The organism is Ornithinimicrobium carbonis (assembly GCF_977012275.1).
The window spans coordinates 1,247,163-1,269,867 of record NZ_OZ348993.1; the positions used below are offsets into that span (position 1 = coordinate 1,247,163).

At 72.9% G+C, this 22,705-nt stretch carries 19 protein-coding genes; 6 read left to right on the forward strand and 13 right to left on the reverse strand.

Going from position 1 to position 22,705, the window contains the following annotated elements; genetic code table 11:
• Positions 1-21: 21 nt before the first annotated feature.
• The 4 genes from ACWHYA_RS05650 to ACWHYA_RS05665 all read right to left on the reverse strand — a co-directional run bounded on the left by ACWHYA_RS05650 (position 22) and on the right by ACWHYA_RS05665 (position 3,296).
• Positions 22-681, reverse strand: coding sequence for a class I SAM-dependent methyltransferase (locus ACWHYA_RS05650; RefSeq protein WP_425942471.1), 660 nt, complete (start codon positions 679-681; stop codon positions 22-24).
• Positions 654-1,088 (reverse strand): pyridoxamine 5'-phosphate oxidase family protein, encoded by a 435-nt coding sequence (locus ACWHYA_RS05655; protein ID WP_425942469.1) that lies wholly within the window; start codon positions 1,086-1,088, stop codon positions 654-656. The genes ACWHYA_RS05650 and ACWHYA_RS05655 overlap by 28 nt, the downstream gene beginning before the upstream one ends.
• Positions 1,089-1,250: 162 nt before the next feature.
• A complete protein-coding gene (fdhA, locus tag ACWHYA_RS05660; protein ID WP_425942467.1) occupies positions 1,251-2,465 on the reverse strand; it encodes a formaldehyde dehydrogenase, glutathione-independent in 1,215 nt (404 codons plus the stop codon).
• Between the two features lie 72 nt (positions 2,466-2,537).
• Positions 2,538-3,296 (reverse strand): MIP/aquaporin family protein, encoded by a 759-nt coding sequence (locus ACWHYA_RS05665; protein ID WP_425942465.1) that lies wholly within the window; start codon positions 3,294-3,296, stop codon positions 2,538-2,540.
• Between the two features lie 191 nt (positions 3,297-3,487).
• Here ACWHYA_RS05665 and ACWHYA_RS05670 point away from each other — a divergent pair, with 191 nt between their 5' ends.
• Genes ACWHYA_RS05670 through ACWHYA_RS05685 form a run of 4 tightly spaced genes read left to right on the forward strand, consistent with a single transcriptional unit; the run spans position 3,488 to position 9,007 of the window.
• On the forward strand, positions 3,488-4,057 hold the full coding sequence (locus ACWHYA_RS05670) for an NAD(P)H-dependent oxidoreductase subunit E (RefSeq protein WP_425942463.1): 570 nt from the start codon (positions 3,488-3,490) through the stop codon (positions 4,055-4,057).
• A complete protein-coding gene (locus ACWHYA_RS05675; protein ID WP_425942461.1) occupies positions 4,054-5,652 on the forward strand; it encodes an NADH-ubiquinone oxidoreductase-F iron-sulfur binding region domain-containing protein in 1,599 nt (532 codons plus the stop codon). The genes ACWHYA_RS05670 and ACWHYA_RS05675 overlap by 4 nt, the downstream gene beginning before the upstream one ends.
• Positions 5,649-8,654, forward strand: a complete 3,006-nt coding sequence (gene fdhF, locus ACWHYA_RS05680) for a formate dehydrogenase subunit alpha (RefSeq protein ID WP_425942459.1) — start codon at positions 5,649-5,651, stop codon at positions 8,652-8,654. The genes ACWHYA_RS05675 and fdhF overlap by 4 nt, the downstream gene beginning before the upstream one ends.
• Entirely contained in the window at positions 8,651-9,007 is a 357-nt protein-coding gene (locus ACWHYA_RS05685) for a formate dehydrogenase subunit delta (protein ID WP_425942457.1), read from the forward strand. The genes fdhF and ACWHYA_RS05685 overlap by 4 nt, the downstream gene beginning before the upstream one ends.
• 85 nt (positions 9,008-9,092) lie before the next feature.
• Here the strand turns inward: ACWHYA_RS05685 and ACWHYA_RS05690 are convergent, their stop codons facing one another.
• Positions 9,093-10,346 carry a multidrug effflux MFS transporter gene (locus ACWHYA_RS05690; protein WP_425942455.1) on the reverse strand — a complete coding sequence of 418 codons (1,254 nt, stop codon included), beginning with the start codon at positions 10,344-10,346 and terminating at the stop codon, positions 9,093-9,095.
• A 22-nt stretch (positions 10,347-10,368) separates the two neighbouring features.
• On the reverse strand, positions 10,369-11,058 hold the full coding sequence (gene yczE, locus ACWHYA_RS05695) for a membrane protein YczE (RefSeq protein WP_425942453.1): 690 nt from the start codon (positions 11,056-11,058) through the stop codon (positions 10,369-10,371).
• Between the two features lie 187 nt (positions 11,059-11,245).
• Here yczE and ACWHYA_RS05700 point away from each other — a divergent pair, with 187 nt between their 5' ends.
• Positions 11,246-12,991, forward strand: a complete 1,746-nt coding sequence (locus tag ACWHYA_RS05700) for an alpha-amylase family glycosyl hydrolase (protein WP_425942451.1) — start codon at positions 11,246-11,248, stop codon at positions 12,989-12,991.
• A gap of 1 nt (position 12,992) precedes the next feature.
• On the opposite strand, the gene ACWHYA_RS05705 is transcribed toward ACWHYA_RS05700, so the two are convergent.
• Positions 12,993-13,724, reverse strand: a complete 732-nt coding sequence (locus ACWHYA_RS05705) for a helix-turn-helix transcriptional regulator (RefSeq protein ID WP_425942449.1) — start codon at positions 13,722-13,724, stop codon at positions 12,993-12,995.
• A 92-nt stretch (positions 13,725-13,816) separates the two neighbouring features.
• On the opposite strand from ACWHYA_RS05705, the gene ACWHYA_RS05710 reads away from it, so the two are divergent.
• Complete coding sequence (locus ACWHYA_RS05710; RefSeq protein ID WP_425942447.1) at positions 13,817-14,686, forward strand: glycosyltransferase family 2 protein; 870 nt, start codon at positions 13,817-13,819, stop codon at positions 14,684-14,686.
• Positions 14,687-14,883: 197 nt separating this feature from the next.
• Here the strand turns inward: ACWHYA_RS05710 and ACWHYA_RS05715 are convergent, their stop codons facing one another.
• The 6 genes from ACWHYA_RS05715 to ACWHYA_RS05740 form a co-directional block, all read right to left on the reverse strand.
• The gene (locus tag ACWHYA_RS05715; RefSeq protein WP_425942445.1) at positions 14,884-17,787 is read right to left on the reverse strand and encodes a multicopper oxidase domain-containing protein; all 2,904 of its coding nucleotides are present in this window, start codon (positions 17,785-17,787) and stop codon (positions 14,884-14,886) included.
• A complete protein-coding gene (locus ACWHYA_RS05720; protein WP_425942443.1) occupies positions 17,784-18,929 on the reverse strand; it encodes a hypothetical protein in 1,146 nt (381 codons plus the stop codon). Before ACWHYA_RS05720 ends, ACWHYA_RS05715 begins: the two co-directional genes overlap by 4 nt.
• On the reverse strand, positions 18,926-19,360 hold the full coding sequence (locus tag ACWHYA_RS05725; RefSeq protein ID WP_425942441.1) for a hemerythrin domain-containing protein: 435 nt from the start codon (positions 19,358-19,360) through the stop codon (positions 18,926-18,928). The genes ACWHYA_RS05720 and ACWHYA_RS05725 overlap by 4 nt, the downstream gene beginning before the upstream one ends.
• Positions 19,360-19,668, reverse strand: coding sequence for a DUF2249 domain-containing protein (locus ACWHYA_RS05730; RefSeq protein ID WP_425942439.1), 309 nt, complete (start codon positions 19,666-19,668; stop codon positions 19,360-19,362). Before ACWHYA_RS05730 ends, ACWHYA_RS05725 begins: the two co-directional genes overlap by 1 nt.
• A 182-nt stretch (positions 19,669-19,850) precedes the next feature.
• Positions 19,851-21,248 carry an MFS transporter gene (locus ACWHYA_RS05735; RefSeq protein WP_425942437.1) on the reverse strand — a complete coding sequence of 466 codons (1,398 nt, stop codon included), beginning with the start codon at positions 21,246-21,248 and terminating at the stop codon, positions 19,851-19,853.
• Positions 21,245-22,609: an MFS transporter gene (locus ACWHYA_RS05740; protein WP_425942435.1), complete on the reverse strand. Its 1,365-nt coding sequence runs from the start codon at positions 22,607-22,609 to the stop codon at positions 21,245-21,247. Before ACWHYA_RS05740 ends, ACWHYA_RS05735 begins: the two co-directional genes overlap by 4 nt.
• Between the last annotated feature and the right edge of the window lie 96 nt (positions 22,610-22,705).

The following is a 22,705-nucleotide window of genomic DNA, read 5'->3' on the forward strand; positions in this document are numbered from 1 at the left end:
CAGCTCGCCCGGCCGGCTTCGTCAGCCGGTCGGGCGGCCGGTCCCCACGACGAACCAGGCCCAGGGGCGCGCGGGCGGGAACCGCGTCAGGTATGCCTCGTCCGTGACCAGCTCGAAGCCCGCGGCGCGCACCAGGCCCGGCACGTCCCGGGTGACGTGGCAGCCCCCGGCCACAGGCCCCCAGACCGGCTGGATGGCGTCCTGCACCCGCCGCACGCCCTTCTCCGGCGCCCGGGAGTGCTCGACGAACCGCAGCGTCCCGCCGGGGCGAAGCACCCGACGCGCCTCGGCCAGCGCAGCCCGCACGTCGGGGACGGTGCACAGCGACCAGGTCGACACCACCGTGTCGACGCTGCCGTCGGGCAGGGGGATGCTGGCCGCGTCGGTGCTCACCCGCTCGACGGGACGTGCGAAGTCCTCGATGCGCGGACCGGCGATCTCCCAGGCCCGGTCGGAGGGCTCCGCCGCCAGGACGCGCTCGACGCCGGCGCGGTAGTGCGGCAGGTTCAGCCCGCTGCCGAAGCCGATCTCCAGGACCGTGCCGGTGGCCTCGGCGCACACGCGCTCGCGCCACCGCCGGCTGACCCGCTCGGACAGGACGAGGTCGACGACCCGGGGGAGCACCCGCTCGCTCCAGGGCCCGGTGCCGGTGATCAGTCCTCCGGCAGCATGTGCCGCCACGGCCGCGCGAGGTGGAAGTCGCGACCGCTGACCTCCTCGACGCTGATGCCCACGACGTTGAACTTGGCCGAACTGACCCAGGGACGCAGCCGCAGGTTGTCGGCGTCCCTGGCGTCGTCCCCCTCCAGGATGCGGGCCTTGCCGCGGGCGATGACGCTCCAGGCCCGCTCCTCGTCCTCGAGGATCTCGTCGACCTCGAAGGCGACGTCCTCGTTCATCGCGACGCCGAGCAGCTTGGAGCCCTCGGCGGTGCGGAAGACGATCCGGTCGCCGTCGACGGCGTAGTTGAGGGGGGTGATGTGGACCTCGTCCGCCAGGTGGAAGGCCATCCGGCCGAACTCCGTGCGGCGCAGCCGCTCCCAGCACTCGTCCTCGGACAGGATCGGCGTCGACCTCTGCTCGGACATCTCATCCTCCTGTGTGTTCGTCCTCCCACTCTAGTGAGGTGACGATCCTCGCGGGGGGCGGGGTGCCGTCGTGGACCGGCCCTCCCGACGGGTGCCAGGAGGGCCGGTCCGAGGACACGGGTGCGGCCCGGCCCGGAGGCCGGGCCGCACCGGTGTCGTGGACTACGCAGGGACCATGCCGTGCGGGTCGATGACGTACTTCTTGGCCGCGCCCTGGTCGAACTCCCGGTACGCCTGGGGCGCCTCGTCGAGGCTGATGCGGGTCGCGTTGACGGCCTTGGCGATGTGCGCCCGGTCGGCCAGGATGAGGTTCATCAGCTGGCGGTTGTACTTCTTGACCGGGCACTGGCCCGTCGTGAACGAGTGCGACTTGGCCCAGCCCAGCCCGAGGCGGACCCCGATCTGGCCGACCTTGGCGTTCTCGTCGACGCCGCCGGGGTCGCCGGTGACGTAGAGGCCCGGGATGCCCAGGCCGGCACCGGCACGCGCGACGGTCATCATGTCGTTGAGCACCGTGGCGGGGGCCTCCTCCGCGCCCTCACCGTGACCGCGGGCCTCGAAACCGACCGCGTCGACCGCGGCGTCGACCTCCGGCTCGCCGGTGATCTGCTCGATCATCTCAGCGAGGTCGCCGCCGGAGCTGAGGTCCACCGTCTCGCAGCCGAAGCTCTCCGCCTGCCGCAGCCGGTCGCCGATCATGTCCCCGACGATGACGACCGAGGCACCGAGCAGCTGGGCCGAGTAGGCCGCGGCCAGCCCGACGGGGCCGGCCCCGGCCACGTACACCGTCGATCCGGTCGTCACCCCGGCGGTGTAGGCGCCGTGGTAGCCGGTCGGGAAGATGTCGGAGAGCATGGTCAGGTCCATGATCTTCTCCAGCGCCTGGTCCCGGTCCGGGAACTTCAGCAGGTTGAAGTCGGCGAACGGCACCATGACGTACTCCGCCTGGCCACCGATCCACCCGCCCATGTCGACGTAGCCGTAGGCGGCGCCGGCGCGGGCGGGGTTGACGTTGAGGCAGATGCCCGTCTTGCCCTCGTTGCACATCCGGCAGCGCCCGCAGGCGATGTTGAACGGCACCGAGCAGATGTCGCCCGGCTTGACGAAGAGCACGTCGTCGCCGACCTCGACGACCTCGCCCGTGATCTCGTGGCCGAGCGTCTGGCCGGGAGGAGCGGTCGTGCGTCCGCGCACCATGTGCTGGTCGCTGCCGCAGATGTTGGTCGTGACCAGCTTGAGGATCGCCGCGTGGGGCGCCTCCTTCTTCAGGTCCAGTCCCTGGACGACGTCGTCCGGGAGCTCCAGCCGGGGGTAGTCCACGGGTTCGACCGCGACCTCTCCTGGGCTCTTGTAGACCACGACTCGGTTGCCTGTCATTTCGTGTTCCTTCCTAGGTGGAACCTGGGGCGACCCCACGGCGGCGCCGGGCTGGCCCGTCGTGCGGCGGGGTCAGGTCTGCGGGAGGTCGTCGGCACCGGGCGTGCCCCTCCGGCTCACGCGGTCTTCCGGCTCCTGGGAGACGAACGCGTAGGTGAGGACGGCCAGGACCGCACCGGCGACCGGGCCCACGACGTAGACGAAGAACTGGCCCCATGGCACCTCCCCGCCGAGCACCGTCAGCGTCAGGTAGGGGCCGAAGGTGCGGGCCGGGTTGACCGACCCTCCGGTGAGCGGGCCGATGAGGAGGATTTCGAGGGCGACCGCGAGGCCGATCATCAGCCCGGCCCAGCCCGCCGGTGCCCGGGGGTCCACGGCCAGAGCCATGATGGCCAGGAGCAGGATGAAGGTGCCGAAGGCCTCGGCGACGATCCCCTGCCAGGCCGGGACCCCCTCGGCCAGGACGGTGGCTCCCATGCCCAGGTCGACCGCGCTCATCCCGAAGGTCGCCACCACCAGCAGCCCGCCGACGAACGCCCCGACCAGCTGGGCCGCGACGTAGGGCGCGACCTCGACCCAGGGGAACCGCTTGGCCACGGCCAGCGCGATCGTGACCGCCGGGTTGATGTGGGCGCCCGAGACCGGGCCGAAGGCGTAGATGACCAGCGCGACCACCACGGCGAAGGCCAGCGCGACGAAGCCCAGGTCGGCGAACGTGAGTGCGCCGTCCCCCATGGTCAGGGCGGCGATCACCGCGCCCGGCCCGAACAGGACCAGCAGCGCGGTGCCCATGAGCTCCGCCGCGAGCCGACGAACGATCCGACCTTCCATGAGGCTCCCTTGCCAGGACAGGTTGTGCTCGTTCTCGAACGTACTCCTGCATCCGGACGAGCCGTCAAGGGCGGACGCCGCGAAGTGGCTCACCTCACACACGGATGTGTCCTCGCGGACGTCGACCCCTCGCAGAACGTCGGTCCCGCGACCTAGAGTGGGCAGGACACGGCGACGAGGAGGTTGCGGACGTGGACGAGGCCGACGGCCGACGCAGGCGGCGGCGCGACGTGCCCCGGGACGGCGTTCCCGCCCGGGTGCCCGAGGGCGCGCGGGCCGACGCGGCGAGGGATCTGGCCCGGCGACGGGCGGGTGAGCGCGGCCCGCTCCTCGAGGTGCTGCACGACGTGCAGGACGCCCTCGGCTGGATCGACGAGGCCGACGTCCGGGTGCTGGCCGACGAGCTCAACCTCTCGGTCGCCGAGGTGCATGGGGTGGTCAGCTTCTACCACGACTTCCGGCGCACCTCGCCGCCGGCGCACACGGTCCGCGTCTGCAGGGCGGAGGCCTGCCAGTCCGTCGGGGCGGAGCAGGTGTATGCCGCCGCGCAGCAGGCGGTGCAGGCGGTCGGCCCCGACGTCGAGCTGCACCAGGTGTTCTGCTTCGGCAACTGCGCTCTCGGTCCCACCGTCGAGGCCGACGGGGTGCTGCACGGGCGGGTCGACGAGTCCGGGGTGCAGCAGCTGGTCGCGGAGCTCGCCGACCAGCCGCCCTCGATGGGCGTCACCGTGCCGACCGCCGACCAGGAGGTCCGTCCATGACCATCGTCTGGGTGCCTAAGGACAGCTCCGCCCGCGCCGTCGGGGCCGACGAGGTCGCCGCCGCGCTCGCCCAGCAGCCAGGGGTCACGGTGCGCCGCAACGGCACCCGCGGGATGCTGTGGCGCGAGCCGCTCGTCGAGGTGGAGACACCCGCCGGCCGGGTCGGCTACGCCAACGTCGCCCCGACCGACGTCCCCCGGCTGGTCTCCGGCGGCATGCTCGAGGGCGTCCCCGTCGGGGACCACCTCGGCCCGGTGGCGGAGGACCCCTGGCTGACCGCCCAGCACCGGGTGAGCTGCGCCCGGCTGGGTCTGGCCGAGCCCACCGACATCGCGGCATACGGTGACGCCGGCGGCTGGGCCGGCCTGCGCCGGGCCCTGGACATGGACCCCGCCGACGTCGTCGAGGAGGTCGTCACCTCCGGGCTGCGCGGCCGGGGCGGCGCCGGGTTCCCGACCGGGATCAAGTGGCGGACCGTGCTCGAGGCGCAGGCCGACCAGAAGTTCGTGGCCTGCAACCTCGACGAGGGGGACTCGGGGACCTTCGCCGACCGGATCGTGGCCGAGGCCGACCCGTTCACCCTGCTCGAGGGGATGGCCATCGCCGCGGTCGCCGTCGGGGCCACGGAGGGCTACCTCTACGTCCGCAGCGAGTACCCCGACGCCATCGCCATCCTCGGCGAGGCGATCTCGGTGGCGACTGCCGAGGGCTACCTCGGCGAGGACGTCCTCGGCAGCGGCCGCTCCTTCACCGTCCACGTGCGCCGTGGTGCCGGTGCCTACATCTGCGGCGAGGAGACCTCGATGCTGGAGTCGATCGAGGGCCGCCGCGGCGAGGTCCGCGCCAAGCCCCCGATCCCCGCGCTGTCCGGCCTGTGGGGGTGCCCCACGGTCGTCAACAACGTGCTCACCCTGGCCGCCGTGCCGGCCATCCTCACCGGCGGCGGGGAGGCGTATGCCGCTGCGGGCGACGGCCGGTCCCGCGGCACCCAGGTGTTCCAGCTGGCGGGCAACGTCGCCCGCGGCGGTCTCGTCGAGGCCGACCTGGGCACCGACCTGCGCGAGCTGGTCGAGGGCTTCGGCGGCGGCACCCGTTCCGGCCGTCCCGTGCGGGCCGTCCAGATCGGTGGTCCGCTCGGGGCCTACCTGCCCGCGGACGGGCTCGACGTGGCCGCCGGCTACGAGACGCTGGCCGAGGCCGGCGGGATGCTCGGCCACGGGGGGATCGTGGTCTTCGACGACACCTTCGACGCGGCCCGGATGGCCCGGTTCGCGATGGAATTCTGCGCCGCCGAGTCCTGCGGCAAGTGCACCCCCTGCCGGATCGGCTCCACCCGTGGCGTCGAGACGATCGACCGGATCCGGGTCGGCCCGCCGGCCGAGCGCGAGGCCGCCCTCGTCCTGCTCGAGGACCTGTGCACCACGATGACCAGCGGGTCGCTCTGCGCGATGGGCGGCCTGACGCCCATGCCCGTGCGCAGCGCCCTGAAGCACTTCCCCGAGGACTTCGCCCCCGCCGGAGGTGGTGGGGACGCCACCGACCCCGACGCCCGCGCCGGGGCAGCAGCCGCCAGCACCACCAGGAGCGCGCCATGACCCTCGCCCCGCACCGTCCGGCCGGCACGGCCTACGCCCCCGAGCCCGACCTGGGCACCCCGGCCGTGGAGACCGACGTGACCGTCCGGGTGACGGTCGACGACCGCGACGTCGAGGTGCCTGCCGGCACTTCGGTGCTGAGGGCGGCGCGCGAGGCCGGGGTCGACGTGCCCAGCCTGTGCGCCACCGACTCGTTGTCGGCGTTCGGGTCCTGCCGGCTGTGCCTCGTCGAGGTGGACGGGGCGAAGGGCACGCCCGCCTCGTGCACCACCCCGTGCACCGACGGGATGGTCGTGCGGACCGGCACCGAGCAGGTGCAGCGGCTGCGCCGGGGCGTCATGGAGCTGTACCTGTCGGACCACCCCACCGACTGCCCCGGGTGCGCCCGCGGCACCTGCCAGCTGCAGGACCTGGCCCGGCGCACCGGGGTCGCCGAGGTGCGCTACGGCCTGCCGACCACCCCCGGGCCGGCCGACCAGGAGGGCACCACGGAGGCGTTCGTCGACAGCCCCGCGACCGGGCGGGCTGACGTACTGGCGATGGCCCGGGCCGGGCTGGCGCACCACGTCGACGGGGGCGAGGGCCGCGACGCGTCCAACCCCTACTTCGACTACGACCCCCAGGCCTGCATCGTGTGCTCGCGCTGCGTGCGGGCCTGCGCCGACATCCAGGGCACCTTCGCCCTCACGGTGGAGGGGCGGGGGTTCGGCTCGCGGATCGCCCCCGGGCCGACGGACATGCTCGGCAGCGAGTGCGTCAGCTGCGGCGCGTGCGTCCAGGCCTGCCCGACCGAGGCGCTGGTCGAGCGCTCGCTGGTGAAGCTGGGGATGCCGACCCGGGTGGTGGAGACGACCTGCGCCTACTGCGGCGTCGGCTGCACCTTCCGGGCCGAGATCCAGGACCGGCCGGTGGAGGGTGGCGCGGGCGGCGACGCCGACGGGTCCGCGACCGTCCCCGAGGTCGTGCGGATGGTCCCGGCCCGCTCCGGCGGGGCCAACGAGGGGCACTCCTGCGTCAAGGGGCGCTTCGCCTACGGCTACACCAACCACGCGGACCGTCAGCTGCACCCGATGGTGCGCGACACGATCGAGGACGAGTGGCGGGTGGTCTCCTGGGAGGAGGCGGTCGGACGCGTCGCCGAGGGCTTCCGGGGCATCCAGGACCGGTATGGCGTGGGTGCCGTCGGGGGGATCTCCTCCTCCAGGTGCACCAACGAGGAGGTCTACGTCGTCCAGAAGATGGTGCGGGCGGCGTTCGGCAACAACAACGTCGACACCTGCGCCCGGGTGTGCCACAGCCCGACCGGCTACGGGCTGAACCAGACCTTCGGCACCTCCGCCGGCACCCAGGACTTCGAGTCGGTCGACCACACCGACGTCGTCCTGCTCATCGGGGCCAACCCCACCGACGCCCACCCGGTGTTCGCCTCGCGCCTCAAGCAGCGTCTGCGGCAGGGGGCGCAGATCATCGTCGCCGACCCGCGCCGGATCGACCTCGTGCGCTCCCCGCACGTGGAGGCGGCCTTCCACCTGCCCCTGCTGCCGGGGTCCAACGTGGCCTTCATCAACGCGATGGCGCACGTCGTGGTCACCGAGGGGCTCGCGGACGAGGAGTTCCTGCGCGAGCGCTGCGAGGACGTCGAGCCCTACCTTGAGTTCGCGCGCCGGCCGGAGAACTCCCCGGAGGCCACCGCGGAGGCGACCGGGCTGGACCCCGACCAGCTGCGCGCGGCCGCCCGGCTCTACGCGACGGCGCCGAACGGGTCGATCTACTACGGGCTGGGGGTCACCGAGCACAGCCAGGGCTCGACGATGGTCATGGGCCTGGCCAACCTGGCCATGCTCACCGGCAACATCGGCCGCAAGGGCGTCGGCGTCAACCCGCTGCGCGGGCAGAACAACGTGCAGGGCTCCTGCGACATGGGCTCCTTCCCGCACGAGCTGCCCGGCTATCGGCACATCTCCCGGCCCGAGGTGCGGGCGATCTACGAGGACCTGTGGGGCGTCCACCTCGACCCCGAGCCGGGGCTGCGGATCCCCAACATGTTCGACGCCGCCGTCGGCGGGACCTTCAAGGGCCTCTACGTCCAGGGCGAGGACATCGCCCAGTCCGACCCCAACCTGACGCACGTGCGGGCGGCGCTGACCTCGATGGAGCTGGTCGTCGTCCAGGACCTCTTCCTCAACGAGACGGCCCGCTACGCCCACGTCTTCCTCCCGGGCAGCAGCTTCCTGGAGAAGGACGGCACCTTCACCAACGCCGAACGACGCCTGGGCCGGGTCCGCCCGATCATGCCCTCGACGGTGGGCAAGGACGAGTGGCAGGTCGTCTGCGAGATCGCGACCGCGATGGGCTACCCGATGCACTACGACGACCCGGCCCAGATCATGGACGAGATCGCCGCGACGACCCCCACGTTCGCCGGGGTGAGCTTCGCCCGGCTCGACGCCGAGGGCAGCATGCAGTGGCCGGTGGACGACGCGTCGCCGACCGGGACGCCGACGATGCACGTGGAGACCTTCGTCCGCGGGCGTGGGCGGTTGGTGCCCACGGTGTTCGTGCCGACGACGGAGACGACGAACCGACGCTTCCCGCTGATCCTGACGACGGGGCGGATCCTCACGCAGTACAACGTGGGTGCCCAGACGCGGCGCACGGCCAACAGCACGTGGCACCCCGAGGACGTGCTGGAGATCCATCCCTCCGACGCCGAGCTGCGCGGCATCCGCACCGGCGACCGGGTGGAGCTGTCCAGCCGCGTCGGCACCACCTCCCTGACCGCGCAGGTGTCCGAGCGGATGCAGCCGGGCGTGGTCTACACGACCTTCCACCACCCCGTGACCGGTGCCAACGTGGTGACGACGGAGAACTCGGACTGGGCGACCAACTGCCCGGAGTACAAGGTCACCGCCGTCCAGGTCGCCGTCGCCAACGCCGCGCGGTCCGAGGACGAGCTGGGTGCGGACGCTGCCGGCCGCCAGCCGGCCGGGGCGTCGCGATGAGCGGGCTGCCGACGGGCGGTCCGGACCTGGACGCCCCGACCGACGCCGACCCGGTGCCCGACCAGGGGCCACCGACCGGTGAGGACGTCGACGCCGAGGAGCGTCAGCACCAGCCGGCCGACGTGCGGATGGGGCACGACATCGCCCGGGCGATGGCCCACCACCCGCCCGAGCGGGCCGCGGAGGAGATCGCCACCCACCTGCGCAAGTTCTGGGACCCCAGCATGCGGGCCACGATCCTGGCCCGCGTCGACCGCGGCGAGCCGATGGACGACCTGCTCCGGGCAGGGGTCGTGCTGCTGCGCGAGGGTGAGATCGACCCCGCCGAGGTGCGCAAGCCCTCCGGCGGATGACGTGGGCAGGGCCCGCGGGGGGAGTGCCGGCGGGTGACGTGGGGAGTGGCTGGCCGACGGAAGCGGACCCTCGGGGGCCCGGCCCTCACGCGCGCTCCACCGACCGGTGCCACAGCCACATCCCGGCCCCCGCCAGCCCCAGCGCCCCGCTGGCCAGGGCCGTCGTCAGCAGCGAGGCCGTCACCAGCGGGATGATCGCCCCGGCCAGGAGCGCGTTGAACACCAGCGTCGCGAACGAGGCCACCGACGCCGCCGAGCCCCGGTGCCGGGGGAACAGGTCCAGCATCTCCAGCTGCAGCAGGGGGAAGACGACGCCGATGACGACCCCCATGAGCGTGGGGCCCACGACCGCCCAGGGCAGGGAGGGCGCGACGGCCGCGATCAGGACGTTCACGGCGACCGCCAGCACCAGTCCGCCCATCGCCACGTCCACCAGCCGTCGCTCGTGCACCCGCCCGGCCAGTCGGCCGGTCAGCCAGGACCCGAGGACGAACCCGCCGATCTGGGGCACGAACAGCACCCAGAAGTCCTGCTCGCCCAGACCCAGCAGGTCGAGCACGACGATCGGCGCGCCCACGACGTAGACGAAGTAGCCGGACATCGCGAACGCCGCCGCCAGCGCCAGCCGCTGGAAGGCCCACGACCGCGCGACGTGCAGCAGCCCCCCGACGACCGACCCCAGCCGCAGCGGCTGCCGGTCCTGCGGCGGCAGGCTCTCGGGCAGCACGAGCACGACGAGGAGCGCGGCCCCCACCCCGTAGGCCCCCACGAACCAGAAGATCCACGGCCACGGGCCCCACTGCAGGATCCACCCGCCCACGACCGGGGCCAGGGCCGGCGCGGCCGCGAAGATCATCATCACCTGGCTCATCAGGCGCTGCGCCTCGGCACCTTCGAAGAGGTCCCTGATCACCGCCCGGCTGACGATCGTCGCAGCACCGGCGAACAGGCCCTGGACCACGCGGCCCACGAGCAGCCAGCCCAGGGTCGGGGCGAGCGCGCAGGCGGCGGAGGCCACGACATACCCACCCAGACCCACGAGCATGACCGGACGCCGGCCGAGCGCGTCGGAGAGCGGTCCGTGCACGACGCTCATCAGCGCGAACGCCAGCAGGTAGACGCTCGTCACCTGCTGCAACGCCGCCGGGCCGGCCTCGAAGTCCGCCCCCATCTGCGCGAACCCGGGGAAGATCGTGTCGATCGTGAAGGGACCGATCATCGACAGCGTCGCCAGGGTCAGGGTCAGGACCCGCACCGAGGGGGTATGCCGCGCCGCACCGGTCCCGTCGGGCCCACCGGTCCGTCCGGGGCGCGCGTCGTCGCGGCCGGCGGGCCTCACCGTCCCGGTCCCGCGGTGGCCCTCACCGGGCCGGTTCCCGGGCGGGCAGCTCGACGGTGAAGAGCGGCAGGAACAGTTGGGCGAGGGGCCCGATGAGGACGGCGTAGAGCACGGTGCCCACCCCGACGATCCCGCCGAGCAGCCAGCCGACCGCGACGACGGAGACCTCGAGCACGGTGCGGACCAGTCGGATGGACCGCCCGCTCACCCGGGCCAGCCCGGTCATCAGGCCGTCGCGGGGACCGGGGCCGAACTGGGAGCCGATGTACATCCCGGTGGCCACGCCGTTGAGCAGGATGCCGCCCAGCAGCAGGACGGTCCGCCAGCCGAGGTGGTCGGTCTGCGGGACGACGGCGAGCACGAGGTCGGCCGAGGGCCCGATGAGGAAGGCGTTGGCCAGCGTGCCCAGACCGGGCTTCTGCCGCAGCGGGATCCACGCCAGCAGCACGAGCACCGAGGTGCCCACGACGATGGTGCCGAAGGAGAGCGGCACGTGCTGCTGGATCCCCACGTGCAGCACGTCCCAGGGGATGAGGCCCAGGACGCTGCGCACGACCAGCGCCATCGAGGCGCCGTAGAGGAACAGCCCCACCAGCAGCAGGGTCAGGCGGGGGGCCAGCCGGCCCGCCCGCAGCTGCTCGATCGGTCCGATGTCGGCCAGCTCGCGCCGGGGACGGGCGGGTCCACGGGGGGAGCGGGGAAGGTCGCGCACCCCCGCAGTGTGCCCCACGCGCCGCCCCGGGTCGGCCCCGGAGCGGGCGCAGGACCCGCCGTGGAGCGGGCGCGGGACTTCGGCGGAGGGGGCGCAGGACTCCGCCCGAGCGGGGCGCGGGGCGTTCCGCGGGACCCTCACCCCCTACGATGTCGCTGGTCCCTGCCCCTCGCCCTGGAGGTCTTCCGTGAGCTCGTCCCACCCCGGTATGGGTGCCATCGCCGTCGACGGGGGCTTCGCCTTCCGGGTCTGGGCCCCGCACGCGACGGCCGTGGCGGTCGTCGGCGACTTCAACGGCTGGGACGAGCAGGCGCACCCGATGGAGTCCGAGGGCAACGGCAACTGGTACGTCGAGGTGCCCGGCGCCGAGCACGGCCAGGAGTACAAGCTGCTGCTGACCAACGGCGAGCACACCTTCCACCGGATCGACCCCCGCGCCTACGCGGTGACCAACTCGGTCGGCAACGGCATCCTCTACGACCAGGGCCGCTTCGAGTGGGAGGGGGACGAGCAGTTCCAGACCCCCGGCCAGCACGAGCTGGTGCTCTACGAGACGCACATCGGGTCCTTCGTGGACGCGGCCGACGGACCGGCCGACCTGCACGACCTCACCGGCAAGCTGGACTACCTCGTGGGCCTGGGCGTCAACGCGATCGAGCTGATGCCGCTCATGGAGTTCGCGGGCGACTACTCCTGGGGCTACAACCCGGCGCACATCTTCGCCGTGGAGCACACCTACGGCGGGCCGGACGCCCTCAAGACGTTCGTCAAGGAGGCCCACCGCCGCGGGATCGCGGTCCTCGTCGACGTGGTCTACAACCACTTCGGTCCCAGCGACCTGCCCACCTGGCAGTTCGACGGCTGGAGCGAGAACGGCAAGGGCGGGATCTACTTCTACAACGACTGGCGCTCGAACACCCCGTGGGGCGACACCCGCCCCGACTACGGGCGGCAGGAGGTGCGTGACTTCATCCTGGACAACGCCCGGATGTGGCTGCACGACTACCACGTCGACGGCCTGCGGCTGGACATGACGCCCTACATGCGCCACGTGGACGGGTTCTCCGGGGACATCCCGGAAGGCTGGGAGATGATGCGGCGGGTGGGCGAGCTCGTGCGCACGGACTTCCCCGGGCGGATCGTCATCGCCGAGGACCTGCACAACGATCCCGCGGTCACCTCCACCCAGGAGGGCGGGGCGGCGATGCACGCCCAGTGGGACAACCAGTTCGTGCACCCGGTGCGTGAGGTGCTCACCGCCCCCGGCGACGAGCACCGGTCGATCCCGGCGGTGGCCAAGGCGGTCATGCACCGCTACCACCACGCCTTCGACCGGGTGATCTACACCGAGTCCCACGATGAGGTCGCCAACGGCAAGGCCCGGATCACCTCCGAGGTCCAGGGTGAGAACCCCTCCGGCTGGGACGCGCAGAAGATGGCCACCCTGGGGGCTGCCCTGGTCCTCACGGCGCCGGGGATGCCGATGCTCTTCCAGGGGCAGGAGTTCCTCGAGGACGAGTGGTTCCGCGACACCGTGCCGCTGGACTGGGAGCGGGCCTGGTCCTTCCGGGACATCACCCAGCTCTTCCGCGACCTGGTGCGGATGCGCCGCAACCTCGACGGCGAGACGGCCGGGTTGAGGGGGCCCAACACGACGCTGGTCACCCTCGACGACGACGCCAACGTCATCGCCTACGTCCGCTCCTCCGACGACGGCCGGCACGTCCTGGTCGCCCTCAACCTCACCGCGCACGCCGTGCAGCGCGAGGTCAAGCTGCCCGGTGGCCGCTGGCGGGTGCGCTTCAACAGCGACGCACGCCGCTACAGCCAGCTCTTCGGCGACCACGCCACCCCCGACCTGGAGGTCTCCCACGGGACCGGGGTGCTCGACCTGGGCCCCTACTCCTGCGTGATCTACCTGCCGGAGGACTGACCTACGCGCCGGCCCGCTGCGGCACGTCCGGCTGGGTGTCGCGCAGGGTGTCCGGCGCCAGGCCGTTCTGCATCCCCCACCGCACCGCCTGCGAACGCCGGGACACCCCGATCTTGCGGTAGGCGCTGCGGATGTAGGTCTTGACCGAGTTGATCGACAGGAACGCCCTGGCGGCGATGTCGACGTTGGTCATCCCCTGGGTGATGAGCGCGACGACCTCGGCCTCCCGCGGAGACAGCCCGTGGGAGCGGCCGGGCCAGTCGCCCGGCACCAGCTCGACCCGACGGTCCTGCGGGTCCTGGTCGGCCGCGAGACCGGCCTGCGGCCCGATCGGCACCACGTGGGAGCGGGAGGGGGAGACCACTAGCTCGCCCGCGGCGACCCGCTCCACGGCCGTGACGAGCTCCTCGGCCTCCAGCCCCTTGTCGAGATATCCCCGGCAGCCCTTGCTGAGGGCGATCTCGACGAGCCTGGGGTCGGTGTCCCAGGAGTAGACGCAGACCGCGGCGAACTCCTCCGCGGCGACGGCCAGGTCGAAGTCGGCGGAGTCGACCTGCGGGGCCGAGAAGGTGTCGTACAGGACGACGTCGACGGGGCTGCGGACCGGGAGTCCGGCCGCCACCTCGACCACCTGGACCCGGTCGGCGAAGGGCTCGAGCATGGCGTGGACACCCCGCACGACCACCTCGTAGTCGTTGAGGATGGCCACCGTCACGGGCGCGGGCACAGTCACGCACGGAGTGTACGCCCCCGACCTGCACCCGTCGCCGTGAATCACCCCTCAGGGTGTAGTCGCAGGTCAGTGCCGTCACTAGGGTCACAGGTGTGACCCCGACCCTGGCCGTGCTGACGATGACCCGCGGCAACCACGAGCAGCTGCTGGGCCAGGTCGACGGTATCTCCGTCGGATCCAGGCCCACCGACCTGCACGTGGTGGTCTCGATGGGCGACCGCGACCTCACCCGCAACCGGCTGCCGCTGGGCACCGACCGCTGGCGCACCATCGTGCGCCCCGTGCAGACCGACCGCCGCGCGCTGCCCTACGCCGCGGCCCGCAACCTCGCCGCCCGGACCGCGATCGAGGAGGGTGCCGAGGTCCTCGTGTTCCTCAGCGCCTCGGCGATCCCGGGAGGACGGACCCTGCAGAGGTATGCCGATGCCGTCACCGGGAGCGGCGCAGGCGCGGGCGAGAGGCCCGACGTGGACGGCCCTGCGATGTGGTGCGGCCCGGTGCTCGAGCTCCCGCCGCCGGAGAACCCCGTGGTCGGCTACCCCTTTGGCCAGCTGCGCGACGTCGCCGTGCCCACGCCCGGCGTCCCGGCCCTCACGCCGGGGCAGTTCGAGGTGGACCGGCGCTGGGAGCTGTGCTCCGGGTGCTCGTTCGCGATGAGCGCGCAGGACTGGGAGACGGTCGGCGGCTACAGCACGGACTACGTCGGTCACGGCCTGGAGGACGTGGACTTCGCCCGCGCGGTGCACGAGGCGGGCGGTGCCAGGGTCTGGGTGGGCGGGGCGACGGCCTACCAGCAGCTGGTGCCGGACGTCCCCCTCGCCGACGAGGTGCGCGTCGCCCTGCGGCACGCGGCCGTCTGGCGCGAGCGCTGGGGCGCCGAGCCCGACGTCCCGTGGCTGCAGCGGCTGCAGGGCCAGGGCCACGTGCGGCGGGACCCCTCCGGTCGGTTCACCGCGGCGTAGCCGCAGCGCAGCTTCCCTGGGTGCCGTGACCATGGCGGGGACGGCACCGAGGGATCAGGGGGCGGGGGACGGTCGGGGCGTCGTTCGCACGACGCCCCGGCCGGCCGCCGACCTGGCCGCCCGCCGTCCCTCGGCCGCCCGCCGCCCCTCGGCCGGTCGCCAGACCGCCCGCCGTTCCAGCCTGTGTGCTGCCGTCCTCAGTCGGTGACCCGGACGTAGCCGTGCGCGCCCCGCTCGGCGTCGACCATGATGTGCGACACGAGCGGGTAGTGCCCCGCCTCGGGGAAGGTCAGCTCCACGAACCCACCCTGGGCCGCCTGCAGGCCGAGCGTCTGGGCGCCCGCGTCCTGCGCCGGACCGTCGGCGTCGCCCAGGGTCCAGGCCCCCTCGAGGTAGGTCCGGTCGAACTGGCCCCCGACCACGTGGAAGCTGCTCGGTCGGCTGGGTCCGGCGTCCAGGACCCAGATCCGCACGCGCTCACCGACGCGGGCGTCGAGCATCCGGCCGGCGGTGCCGTACTGGTTGGCGATGCCGTTGAAGGTGACGAAGGCCGGCCGCTCGGCGGCGATGGCGTCCATGTCCACCTCGGCCGGCCCGGAGGCGTCAGCGCTGCCGCTGCCGCCCGTGCCCGGCTCCAGGTAGACCTCGGACTGGACCAGCAGGTACTCCCGGTCGACCTCCGGCAGCCCCTCCTCCGGCTCGATGACGACGGCTCCGTGCATGCCGGCCGCGATGTGCGCGCTCATCGGCATCGTGGAGCAGTGGTACATCCAGATCCCGGCCCGCTCGGCGGTGAACCGGTACTCCAGCGACTCGCCCGGTGCGATCGTGCGCATCGGCCGGTCGGGCGCGAGCGCCCCGGCGTGGAAGTCGATCGAGTGGCCCATCGTGCCGTCGTTGACCAGCGTGATCTCGAAGACGTCGCCGACCCGCCCGCGCAATGTCGGCCCCGGCGCCCGACCGTTGAACGTCCACCGGGTCTGGGTGATCCCGGGCGCGACCTCCAGCTCGACCTCCTCGGCGGTGAGGGTGAGCCGGTGGACGCGCTCCTCGGGCAGGGGCGGCAGCACCGGGTCGACCACGTCCTGCACGCGGGCGTCCGGGTCGATCGCCGGCGTGGCCGGAGCGGGGTATGCCGTGCCCGCTCCGGGCGCGCCCCCCGCCGCGTCGCTGCCGTGCGCGGCGGGGCCCTCGCCGGCCTGGGCGCCGTCGGCCGCGCCGTCCGCCCCGCTCGCGACGTTCCCGCCGGCCGCGTCCCCTCCGGTGACCACGACGTCGAGGACCATCCCCATCTGACGGTGGCCCACGATCGTGCACCACCCCTGGGTCGGCCCGGTGACGACGCCGACGTCGAGGGTCGCCGACTCGCCGGTGGCGAGCCGGGGGGTGCGCTCGTCGAAGAGCTGCAGGTCGTGGACGTTGGTGGGGTCGGTGTTGGTCAGCTCGACGACGAGGCGGTCGCCGAGGGGCACCTCGACGGTCGCGGGCTCGAACCGCATGCCGACCGCCTCCACCTGCACGGTCGTCGTGCGCCCGGTGGGGGCGACCTGCCCGGCGGCTCCGCCCGACCCTGCGGTCCCGCCCGTGCCCGCCGCCGTCCCGGACGCGGTCGGGCCCAGCCCGGCCGCCGCCGGGTCCACCGCCACGCCGACGGAGACCGCGAGCAGCAGGGCCGACACGGCGGCGACCAGCTGGCCCCCGGACCAGACCGAGGGCAGACGGTCGGCGGCACCGGCGGCCAGGCCCGGCGTCGGGGTGGCACCGGCGGGCCGTTCCCCCCGCGCCCGGGCTCCCTCGACCTCCCGCTTCGCCCGGACGGTGGCCCGGATGGCGCCGACCATGAGCGGCACGAAGACGGCCAGCGCTGCGAGCACGAGCACCGAGACCACGACCCGCACCCAGCTGGGCACCGGCAGCAGGCAGAGCGCCAGCCCGACGTTGATGAGCACGAGGCGGGCCGTGCCCCACCGGTCGAACCACGCCTGTCCCGCGCGGACGACCGTCTTGCCGCCGCCCATGACCGAGGGGATGAGGTAGGACAGCGCTCCCGTCAGCAGCTGCGCGGCGAAGCCGACCACGACCACGGCGCTGACGGTGCCGATGCCCTGGGCGAACTCCGCCCAGGTCGACGTCGTCGCGAGCCGCCACAGCACCAGCCCGATGCCCAGCAGCCACCACAGCAGCGCCAGCCCGACCGAGGCGGGGGCGAACTCCCGGGGCGGGGCCGTGCGCACCGGGGCGAGGGTCGCCGAGGCCCACCACAGCAGGGCGAGCGCGTACCCCGCCAGGGCGGCGAGGGTCACCCAGCGCAGGTCGGCCAGCGAGGCGAGGACCAGCACCCCGAGCGCGCCGGCCAGGCCGGGCAGGGCCTGGCGGGCCCGCTGCTCGGCGCGGGGCCCGATCGGGGTGCGCAGCATCGTGGGCCAGAGGGTGAGCAGGGTGCCGGTGACGGTCAGCCCGACCCAGCCGAGCACGTTGACGGTGATGTGGGCCAGCAGGAACCGTCCGTGCAGCGCGTCACCCAGACCGAGCGCGAGGGTGGCGCCCAGGGCGGCTCCGACGGGCAGGCAGACGGCCGCCGCGAGGTAGTAGCGCACCGTCACCCGGAACCGCCCCGGCAGCGCGGCGCGCAGCCGGCGCCACAGCTGGACGCCGTGCCAGCCGACCGCGACGCTCACCAGCGACGCGCCGACCACGGTCACCTCCCAGGTCGACGTCGGGACGCCGACGAGCGTGACGGTGGTCCCGACGAGCAGCAGGGTCAGCCGTCGGCTCTGGTCGCGCCGGTCGTCCAGGCCGGGCCGCGTCTTCAGCAGCGCCTGGGTGAAGTGGGTGCTCCACACCATGATCGAGTGGGTCAGAGCGCCGAGCAGCACCAGGTGCACCATCAGCCAGCGCGACCCGGGCAGGAAGGGGTGCACGAGCGTGAGCAGCACCGCCAGCGTCATCCACAGCAGCCCCGGGTAGTCCCGCAGCGGCCACCGCCCGCGCGCCCCGCCGGGTCGGCCGGGAGAGGGCGGGGAGGGGTATGCCGCCGCGCCGGCGGGTGCGCCCGGCACCGGGCCGGGGCGGGCGGGGTCGGAGCTCTGCGTGGTGGTCATGGTCCTTCGACGGTTCGGGACAGGGTCCGGGCGGGCGGACGGACGGGGCGGCGGGCGGGACGGACGGGGCGGCGGGCGGCCGCCAGCGCCGTGGCCACCGCGGTGAGGACGAAGAGGAGCAGTGCGGCCACGTTGCCACCGGCGGCGCCGGTCCAGGTCGCGACGGTGCCGTCGGGGGCGGACGCGACGCCGGACAGGAGGGCGGCCACCACCCGCACGAGCAGGGTGGCGTGCAGCAGGGCGAGGGGGGCCCACATCCAGGGGGTGTAGGGCAGCCGGACCCGCAGCACCGCCGGCAGGATGACCGGGGCGTGGGCCAGCACCATGGACATGGCGTACCCGAGGAAGACCGAGTGGACGACCACGTCGTAGACCACCCCCTGCGGTCGGCCGGTGGCCAGGAGCAGGAGGCCGGCGACCATCAGCCAGGCGTACCCGGCCAGCAGCGCGGCGGCGGCGAAGCGCGGCAGTCCGGTGGCGTTGATCGTGCGGCGGGCCACGTCGTGACGCAGCAGCCACAGGGTCAGGGCCAGCAGCAGGACGGCCGTGATCCGACCGGCGGCCGTCGGCCACAGCAGGGTGGCCAGGGCGGCGAGCGAGAGCGGGACCGTCAGGGCCACCAGCCGGCCGCCCGCCCCCGGGGGCATGGCGAGGCGGGCCAGCTCGACCCGCTCGGCGGCGATCGTCAGGACCACGAACCCGACGAGGAGGGCGAGCACGTCGGCCACCGGGACCCGGGTGAGGAGCAGGGCCGCGCCGGTGGCGAGGACCGCTCCCAGGGCCTGCACGGCGACGGTGGGGTCCTCGTTGCGGCGCCAGAGCACGGCATACACGAGCACGAGGACCAGCATCCCCTGGGTCAGCAGCAGGCGGCCGAGCAGCGGGTCGGGCAGGACGACGAGGGCGAGCGCACCCGCGCCGAGCAGGCCGGGGGCGAGCAGACCCCACGGGCGGCGCAGGGCCACGGCCCGCTCGAGTGCGATCACCGTCCCGAGGAAGCCGAGCACCATGAGGGACCCGTGGATCGAGGCCAGCCGGGCGCTGCCGGCGGGGGCGGGCAGCCCGGCCAGGGTGAGGGCGGCGTCCAGCCCGGCCAGCAGCGCCAGGCCGCCGGGTAGCAGGAGCAGCGGTGCGAACCTCACGGGGCGGGAGTGGCCGCGTCGACCTCGTCCCAGTCCGGGCCGTCCAGGGCGATCGCCGAGGCGGGGAAGAGCCCGTTGTCCTCGCGGTCGATGTGGTGGCGCAGGTCGTCCAGGAACTGCGGGAACCGGCCGTGGTCGCCGGCGCGGACGGCGGCCAGCTGCTCGTCGAGGGTGGTGTGCTCGGCGCAGAGGCTGTCGACGTGCTCGGTGAACTCCTCCTGGCGGCGCATCACCGAGAAGAGGCCGACCTCCTCGGCCTGCGTGTGCGGGGTGAGCAGCGCGGCGACCTCGTCGCACGCGCGCTCCACCTCCGCGTGGTCGCCGCCGTCCACGGCCCGGCGCAGCCGGCCTGCGGCGTTGACGATCTCGGTGTGCTCGGCCATGAACCGGCCGATCACCTCGATCGACTCGCAGCCGCAGTAGGTGCACATCAGGCGTGACGGGTGAAGCGCAGCGCCCACGCCTCCGGGCCGCGCTCGAGGTACTCGTGCGTGAAGGTCTCGCCCTCGCGCTCGGCCAGCTGGGCCAGCAGGGGCCGCGGCTCGTGGTCGGCCACGAGGTCCATCTGCTGCCCGGGGCGCAGGCCGCCGAGGGCGCCGAAGATGGTGGCGTGCCGGATGGCGTGCGGGATCACGCGCACGTCGAGGGCCGGGATGCCCTCGTCGGCGCAGCCGCACGCGCAGCCGCCGTCGCGGACCTGGGTGACGTTCAGCTCGGTGCGGGGCTGGGTCTCGGTCATGGGGAGCTCCTCGGGTCGTCGGACGGTTCGGGTCGTGCGTGCGCGGCCCCATTTAGATGATTCAAGGGGTCGCAATCACCACTATAGGACGTCGGAGCCCGGCGGCGCACCTCGCGCTGCCGGGCTGGACGGCTCGACGGCTCGTCGGCTCGTCGGCTCGTCGGCTCGTCGACGGAGCCGGGTCAGCTCGGCTTCGGCGCGCCCGGACGGGCGTAGCGCCACCAGGTGATGCCCACGCACATCACGGCGAAGACCAGGCCGATGACGTAGAAGATGGTCGGCGTCATCAGCGTCAGGCCGATGCCGAAGAAGAACGGTCCGAAGGCGGCGATGGCCGCCGTCCAGCCGATCACACCACCGGCCTGGCGCCGCTCGAAGATCATCGGCATCTGCTTGAACGTGGAGGCGTTGCCGATGCCCGCGAACAGGAAGATCGCCAGCATGCCCCACAGGAACCGGTCGAAGCCGGCGTCCAGGGTGGCCGCCGAGGTGGTGTCCGGCGTGAGGGCGCTCAGCGTGAAGGAGATCGAGACGATGATGCCCAGACCGGAGATGAGCGTCCAGATCGCGCCGCCCATCTTGTCGGTGAGCGGGGAGAAGAGCACCCGGGCGCCAGCCCCGACGAGCGGGCCGAGGAAGACGAACTTGACGGCCTCGGGGACCTCGTAGTTCTCGATGAGCAGCTGGGCGCTCTCGCCGGCGCCCTGCACGATCTCCGGGTTGCCCGCGCCGTAGAGGTTCTTCATGAGCAGGCCGAACTGCGCCGCCAGCCCCGAGAAGGTGCCGAATGTCATGATGTAGAGCAGCGTCATGTACCAGGTGTCGGGGTTGGAGAAGATGTCGAACTGCTGGCGGACGTTGGCCTTGACCGGCACCGACTTCAGGGCCAGCCACGCCCAAGCGGCCCCGACCAGCACGAAGGGGATCCAGAAGAAGGCGGCGTTCTGGTACCAGACCTCCTGGTTGGCCTGACCGGCCAGCTCCATCATCTGGCTGTTGCCCAGGAAGCCGAGCATCGAGAAGCCGATGAGCCACGGGGTCAGCAACTGGACCAGGGACACGCCGAAGTTGCCCAGCCCCGCCTGCAGACCCAGGGCCGTGCCCTGGAGGCGTTTGGGGAAGAAGTAGGACGTGCTCGGCATGAAGCCGGAGAACGCGCCGCCGCCGATGCCGGCGAGGAAGGCCAGCACCATCAGCTCCCAGTAGGGAGCGGTGGGTTCCTGCACGCGCACGCCCCAGCCCAGGAGCGGGAAGAAGAGCAGCGCCGTGGTCAGCGCGACCATGGTGCGGGTCCCCATGAGCGGCGGCAGCACCATCCAGACGATGCGCAGCAGGCCGGCGGCCAGGCCGGGCATGGCCGCCATCCAGTAGAGCTGGGTCTGGGTGAAGGAGTAGCCGATGTCGTTGAGCTTGGGGACGATCGCGCTGGGCAGGAACCAGGTGACGAAGGCCAGCGTGAGCGTGAACGTGGTGATCCACAGCGTCTGCCAGGCGATCCTGCTGTCCCAGGTCTCCTCGTTCTCGGGGTCCCAGTCCTGCAGCCAGCGGCTGCCGGTGCGGCGGGAGTCGGCGGTGGTCATGCGCGGGCCTCCTGGAGGGGCGTGGCGGGGGCGGGGGCAGGTTCGTCGAGCTTGTCGGCGACCTCGGGGGAGCGCTCGTGCAGCATCCGCACGACCGTCAGGTGCATCCACAGCAGGCAGACGGCCACGAGGAGGAAGAGCACGAAGAAGGTGGACGTGGGGAACCCGGTCCACAGCTTGGTGTAGGCGAAGAGCGGAGGCAGGACGAAGCCGCCCAGGCCGCCGAGCATCCCGACGAGACCGCCGACCGGCCCGACGTTGCCGGGGAAGTACTCCGGGATGTGCTTGTAGACCGCGGCCTTGCCCACGCCCATGGCGCAGCCGAGCAGGAAGAGCAGCGCGGTGAACGGCACGATGTGCATGGCGTAGGCCAGGTGCTCGGTCTCCCGGCCGTCCGCGTGGTTGATGACGATGTAGCCGTTCGGCATCATGAGGATGCCCGTCGTGAGCAGCATGACGAGGAAGGTTCCGTACATCGCCTTGCGGGCGCCCCAGCGGTCGGAGAACCAGCCGCCCACCGGGCGCAGGAGCGAGGCGGGGAAGATGAACAGGGCGGTGAGCAGGCCCGCCGTGGTCAGGGACACCTCGAAGTTGTCCATGTAGTACAGCGGGAGCCAGGCCGAGAGGGCCACGTAGGCGCCGAAGACGGCGACGTAGTAGAGGCTGAAGCGCCACACCCGCAGCTGCTTGAGCGGGACGAGCATCTCGCCGAGCGTCTTGCTGGCTCCCGGCATCCGGTCCACCGAGGGGGTCAGGACCCAGACCGCCACGGCCATGAGCAGGAGCAGGACGCCGTAGACGACGGGGATCAGCCGCCAGCCCCCCTGCACCCCGAGGGCGAAGGTGGTGCCGGCCGTGGCCAGGATGATCGGGGGGCCGATGAACTTGGTCACCGAGGCGCCGACGTTGCCGGCCCCGAAGAGGCCGAGGGCGAAGCCCTGGCGCTCGCGGGGGGCCCAGGCGGCGTTCCAGGCGATGCCGACGCTGAAGGAGTTGCCGGCGAAGCCGACGAGGAAGGCCAGCACGAGCAGCATGGCGTAGCTGTCGGCCCGGCTGACGAGGAAGGCGGGGACGGCGGTGGCCGCGAGCATCGCGGTCATCACCTTGCGACCGCCGATGCGGTCGGCCAGCATGCCGGCCGGCAGCCGCCACATCGACCCGTTGAGCACCGCGACCGCGGAGACCCAGGACAGCTGGGTGTCGGTGAGCCCGAACTCGTCCTTGATCGGCTTGCCGAGGATGCCGAACATCAGCCAGACGGCGAACATGAGGGTGAACGCCACGGTGGACGTCCACATGACCCGGCTGGCTCCGGACCGCTGGGCCGAGGGGGTCCCGGTCGGCGACGCGGTGGTCGTCATCTGGTCTCCTGATTAGAGGAAAGAGTCATCGCAAAGGTGTCGACGCCGACCCTACACCCGCCCCCGACGGCGGCGGTAGCGTTCCGATGTGGCGTT

Coding starts and splice junctions, on each gene's coding strand:
- ACWHYA_RS05715 (WP_425942445.1), bottom strand. CDS start 17,787: ATGACCACCACGCAGAGCTCCGACCCCGCCCGCCCCGGCCCGGTGCCG.
- ACWHYA_RS05730 (WP_425942439.1), bottom strand. CDS start 19,668: ATGACCGAGACCCAGCCCCGCACCGAGCTGAACGTCACCCAGGTCCGC.
- ACWHYA_RS05725 (WP_425942441.1), bottom strand. CDS start 19,360: ATGTGCACCTACTGCGGCTGCGAGTCGATCGAGGTGATCGGCCGGTTC.
- ACWHYA_RS05665 (WP_425942465.1), bottom strand. CDS start 3,296: ATGGAAGGTCGGATCGTTCGTCGGCTCGCGGCGGAGCTCATGGGCACC.
- fdhA (WP_425942467.1), bottom strand. CDS start 2,465: ATGACAGGCAACCGAGTCGTGGTCTACAAGAGCCCAGGAGAGGTCGCG.
- ACWHYA_RS05740 (WP_425942435.1), bottom strand. CDS start 22,609: ATGACGACCACCGCGTCGCCGACCGGGACCCCCTCGGCCCAGCGGTCC.
- ACWHYA_RS05735 (WP_425942437.1), bottom strand. CDS start 21,248: ATGACCACCGCCGACTCCCGCCGCACCGGCAGCCGCTGGCTGCAGGAC.
- ACWHYA_RS05685 (WP_425942457.1), top strand. CDS start 8,651: ATGAGCGGGCTGCCGACGGGCGGTCCGGACCTGGACGCCCCGACCGAC.
- ACWHYA_RS05675 (WP_425942461.1), top strand. CDS start 4,054: ATGACCATCGTCTGGGTGCCTAAGGACAGCTCCGCCCGCGCCGTCGGG.
- ACWHYA_RS05655 (WP_425942469.1), bottom strand. CDS start 1,088: ATGTCCGAGCAGAGGTCGACGCCGATCCTGTCCGAGGACGAGTGCTGG.
- fdhF (WP_425942459.1), top strand. CDS start 5,649: ATGACCCTCGCCCCGCACCGTCCGGCCGGCACGGCCTACGCCCCCGAG.